A 3,502-nucleotide genomic window follows, 5' to 3' on the forward strand; every position below is an offset into this window, starting at 1 on the left:
CCCGCGGGACGAGCAGCATGTCCCCCAATTCCTGCCTCGTGCAGGTCGAGAGGTGGCGGGCCGCCGACGCCTTCAAGGCGGCGCATGCCGTGGAGCCGGCGGCCTTTGAGCCGGTGGCGTGAGGAGACGTCATGAGCAAGTGGAACCTGATCATCAACGTCGGCCGCTGCGAGAATTGCTACAACTGCGTCATAGCGGAGCGAGACGAACATGTCGGCAACGACTTCCCAGGCTATGCGGCGCGGGCCGCCGCGGTCGGCGAGAGCCCGATCCGCATCCTGCGTCGCGTGCAAGGCAGCGCGCCCATGGTGGAGACCACCTATCTGCCGGTGATGTGCAATCACTGCGACGACGCGCCCTGCATTCGCTATGCCGGCGACGCGATCCGCAAACGCGCTGACGGCATCGTCATTATCGATCCGGTGAAGGCCCGGGGCCGCAAGGACATCGTCGGCTCCTGCCCCTATCGGGCGATCGTCTGGAATGAGGAGTATGATGTCCCGCAGACTTGGATCTTCGACGCCCACCTCCTCGATCAGGGATGGCGTCAGCCCCGCTGCCAGCAGGTCTGCCCAACGACGGTATTCGAGGCGGTGAAGCTCGAGGACGCCGCCATGAAGGAAAGGGCGGCGAGGGAAGGGCTCAAGCCGCTCAAGCCCGAACTCGGCGCCAAGCCTCGCGTCTGGTACCGGGGTTGGAGCGTTGGGAGACTTGCTTCATAGGCGGCAGCGTAAGCGCCGAGATCGCCGGGGTCGTGGACTGCGTGCAGGGGGCCACGGTGACGTTGTCTCAGGGAGGCAGGCCCGTCGCAACGGCCACAAGCGACGGTTTCGGCGATTTTCGCTTCGACAATTTGCGCAAGGGCGGAGGCGCCTATCGTGTCGAAGCATCACACGCCCATGGCGGCGCCTCAGCTGACTGCGTCTTGGGCGAAAGCGTCTATCTTGGCGAATTGAGGTTGATCTCGAACTGAGGAAACGGCGGATGCGGGGCCATAACGCCCTAGCCCGTGAACTTGTTTGTCGAAGAGTGTATGATTCTACAGGCTGCTTCGAAATCAGGCTCGATCGAAACCCTTACTTAAGGAGACTTTGACAAAGTAAACTACAGGACTCGAGCCGGTTCGCAGCCCTTGAGCATAAAGATCTTTTCTTGCTTCGTCGGGCGTGCCGAGTTCGTTCAAGAGGCGGCGGGCCTTGCCGACCTATTCCGCGTTCGACTTCGCAAGCCGAGCGAGCCAAAGCGAGTCTTCGAGCCTCACCCGGATATTGCCGCCCAAGCGCGACCCCGTGCGCCGCGGCGAATTGATTGCGGCCGGCGGCCTCCTATTCGACCTGTTGTCGCGTCCGACGTGCATGCCGGCGCGCGCGGCGCTCATCGCCAAGCCCCCGCGCTTCGAAGAATCTCGGATGATATAATTTGGTCATTTTGACCTTCTAGGCTAACATCCTGGCGGAGGGCGTTTCGAATGGCGAAGGTCAATCTCGTGCGTCGGGCGGAGATCGGCCAGGAGAAGCGGGCTCGCACTCGTGCTCAGCTAGTGGCGGCGGCGTGCACCCTCTTTTCCACAAGGCCGTCGGCCTCGGTCACCATCGACGAACTTGTCCACGAAGCAGGCGTCGCGAAAGGGACGTTCTACGTTCACTTCGACGACATGCACGCGCTAACGTCGGCAGTCGCCGACGAGCTCATTCGGGCGTTCGACGACCTCCTCCAGCCGCGGCGCGTCGCGACGTCCGATCCGCTGCTTCGGATCGCCTTGGGCTGCAACGCCTTCATTGAGAGAGCGCTCGAGAAGCCCGCATGGGGCGCCCTTGTCGCGCGCATGACGCGGTCCTATTCCAAAATCGGCGGGACGGCGCAATTGAGACTCAGGGAAGACCTGCAAGAGGCGCTGAAACAATCACCCCAGCCGGGTCTCTCCGTCGACTTGGCCCTAGAGGCGGTCATCGGCATCATTCTTCAGGTGATGACCGCAATCGGAGAGGGGCGGCTTTCTCAGAAAGACCGGGCGGGCGCGGTTGGCGCCGTATTGGGCGCCATCGGGGTCGGAAGGCAAAGAGCGGCTTCTAAGCTCGCGAAGCTCACGCGCGAGCGAACGGCTCCCTTCCACAGAGATTCGGTCGCAGCGTCGGAAGTTGGAGAGCCACGCGAAAAGCGCGCCATCAAGGGCTAGCCTTCGGCCGAGCCCATGACTGGTTTTTGCGGGCCGCGTCGGGACGGGCATGTCTGTTGAAACGCTCAAGATGCTCCATGAGCGTCTGCGGCCGCAGGCGATACGGACAATGCTCGCGGCTCCTCCGCCCGGCAAGCCCCGCTTTGGAGGCTCGCCTGCGCTGTCCAGCGTCTCCTGGGTGCGGCCAGAACTTGTCGCAGAGATTACCTATCTGAGCTAACCATCATGACCGCGGGCAGTCGCCCCCAATGATGAAAGGGGCTTGCGGCTGTCTTTGGGGTAGAGTACCGGTGCGGGAGACTTCGAGTGAGAGGTCGCTCGCCAATCACGGCGACCGCAAGCTGATCCTTCCTGCACGCCGCATATCGGGATTTGGGCCCCGTCAATAACGCGGTTGCAGCGCGGAAGGGCTTGCACCACGTCCGCGATCCGGATCGCCGAACGCGACGATCCGCCGTGCTTTCGCTCGCCTACTCCTCAACCTCTTTCACGGTAACTAGTCGGGCGACGGCCTTCTGCGCCACACTGTTTTCGTCGGCCAGGGGGAGGGGTCTTCCTCAATCTGTGTGATGGCCGTGATCATTGTGGATTTCTAGCGCTCGGAAAACACACCAGGATTTGGCGCAGGGCCTCCTGGAACAATATGTAACGCCAATGGTCACGAGACCAGACAAAATTTCTGAGCGTTATCAGTTCCCTATCGCTAGTTCGACGTCCCTACTATCAGAGAGTGAGGAAGACCCACTAAGTGCCAAACGACACCAGGGTCAAACGCGATCGAGCCCGCGCGCCGAACAGGAGCGAGCCGAAGCGTAGGCCGCGCGTGAGCGCCTGACATCGCTTGAGGATCGTCTGGCCCGGCTGCTCGCCACCATCCCCCTCGACATCCAGTGTGAGGGCTTGTCGCTGATTTCGTTGCAGGCAGCGCTCAAGTGGCGCTGGCGCGGCGTCGGGCCGCGTCAGCGTCCCCTCTTACCGCTTGAGCGTTTCACATTCTAAAGCCCGCGGCTTTGCCGGGGGACACTTACTGAGTTGTCGGTGACATGGGCAGTCGACGCTTCGCCGGTCCTCGTCGACCTCTGCAGTACGAGCCTGCGTTGTAGTGGCAGAAGTTGGATGTTCCAGCGGGCGCGGACGTAGCCCCAGACGCCGGCCGGCGCGAACATGATGACGAGCACCGCGACGGCGCCCATGACCAGCCAGTACCAGGTCCCGTAGTCGGCAAGCAGCCAGCGGAGAGCAAAGAAGATCGCCGTGCCGACAATAGGCCCCTCGACGGTGCCGATGCCTCCGATCACGACGATGAAGGTCGCGGCGACGACCCAG

3 protein-coding genes and 1 pseudogene are annotated in these 3,502 nt (G+C 62.6%); 3 read left to right on the plus strand and 1 reads right to left on the minus strand.

What is annotated here, in order from left to right:
- Positions 1-131 precede the first annotated feature (131 nt).
- The 3 genes from ACLP25_RS24425 (at position 132) to ACLP25_RS24435 (ending at position 2,396) form a co-directional block, all read left to right on the plus strand.
- Positions 132-722, plus strand: a complete 591-nt coding sequence (locus tag ACLP25_RS24425) for a 4Fe-4S dicluster domain-containing protein (RefSeq protein ID WP_442471716.1) — start codon at positions 132-134, stop codon at positions 720-722.
- A gap of 746 nt (positions 723-1,468) precedes the next feature.
- Entirely contained in the window at positions 1,469-2,176 is a 708-nt protein-coding gene (locus tag ACLP25_RS24430) for a TetR/AcrR family transcriptional regulator (RefSeq protein ID WP_442471717.1), read from the plus strand.
- Between the two features lie 19 nt (positions 2,177-2,195).
- Positions 2,196-2,396 carry a hypothetical protein gene (locus tag ACLP25_RS24435; protein ID WP_442471718.1) on the plus strand — a complete coding sequence of 67 codons (201 nt, stop codon included), beginning with the start codon at positions 2,196-2,198 and terminating at the stop codon, positions 2,394-2,396.
- A 775-nt stretch (positions 2,397-3,171) separates the two neighbouring features.
- On the opposite strand, the pseudogene ACLP25_RS24440 reads toward ACLP25_RS24435, so the two are convergent.
- A pseudogene (locus ACLP25_RS24440) lies at positions 3,172-3,502 on the minus strand (hypothetical protein); the annotation flags it as partial.

It is taken from the genome of Roseiarcus sp. (genome assembly GCF_052145395.1).
Classification (GTDB): Bacteria; Pseudomonadota; Alphaproteobacteria; order Rhizobiales; family Beijerinckiaceae; genus Roseiarcus.

What these genes read in the sequence shown, in the direction of transcription:
- ACLP25_RS24425 (WP_442471716.1), top strand. Translation starts at nt 132, where the DNA reads ATGAGCAAGTGGAACCTGATCATCAACGTCGGCCGCTGCGAGAATTGC.
- ACLP25_RS24430 (WP_442471717.1), top strand. Translation starts at nt 1,469, where the DNA reads ATGGCGAAGGTCAATCTCGTGCGTCGGGCGGAGATCGGCCAGGAGAAG.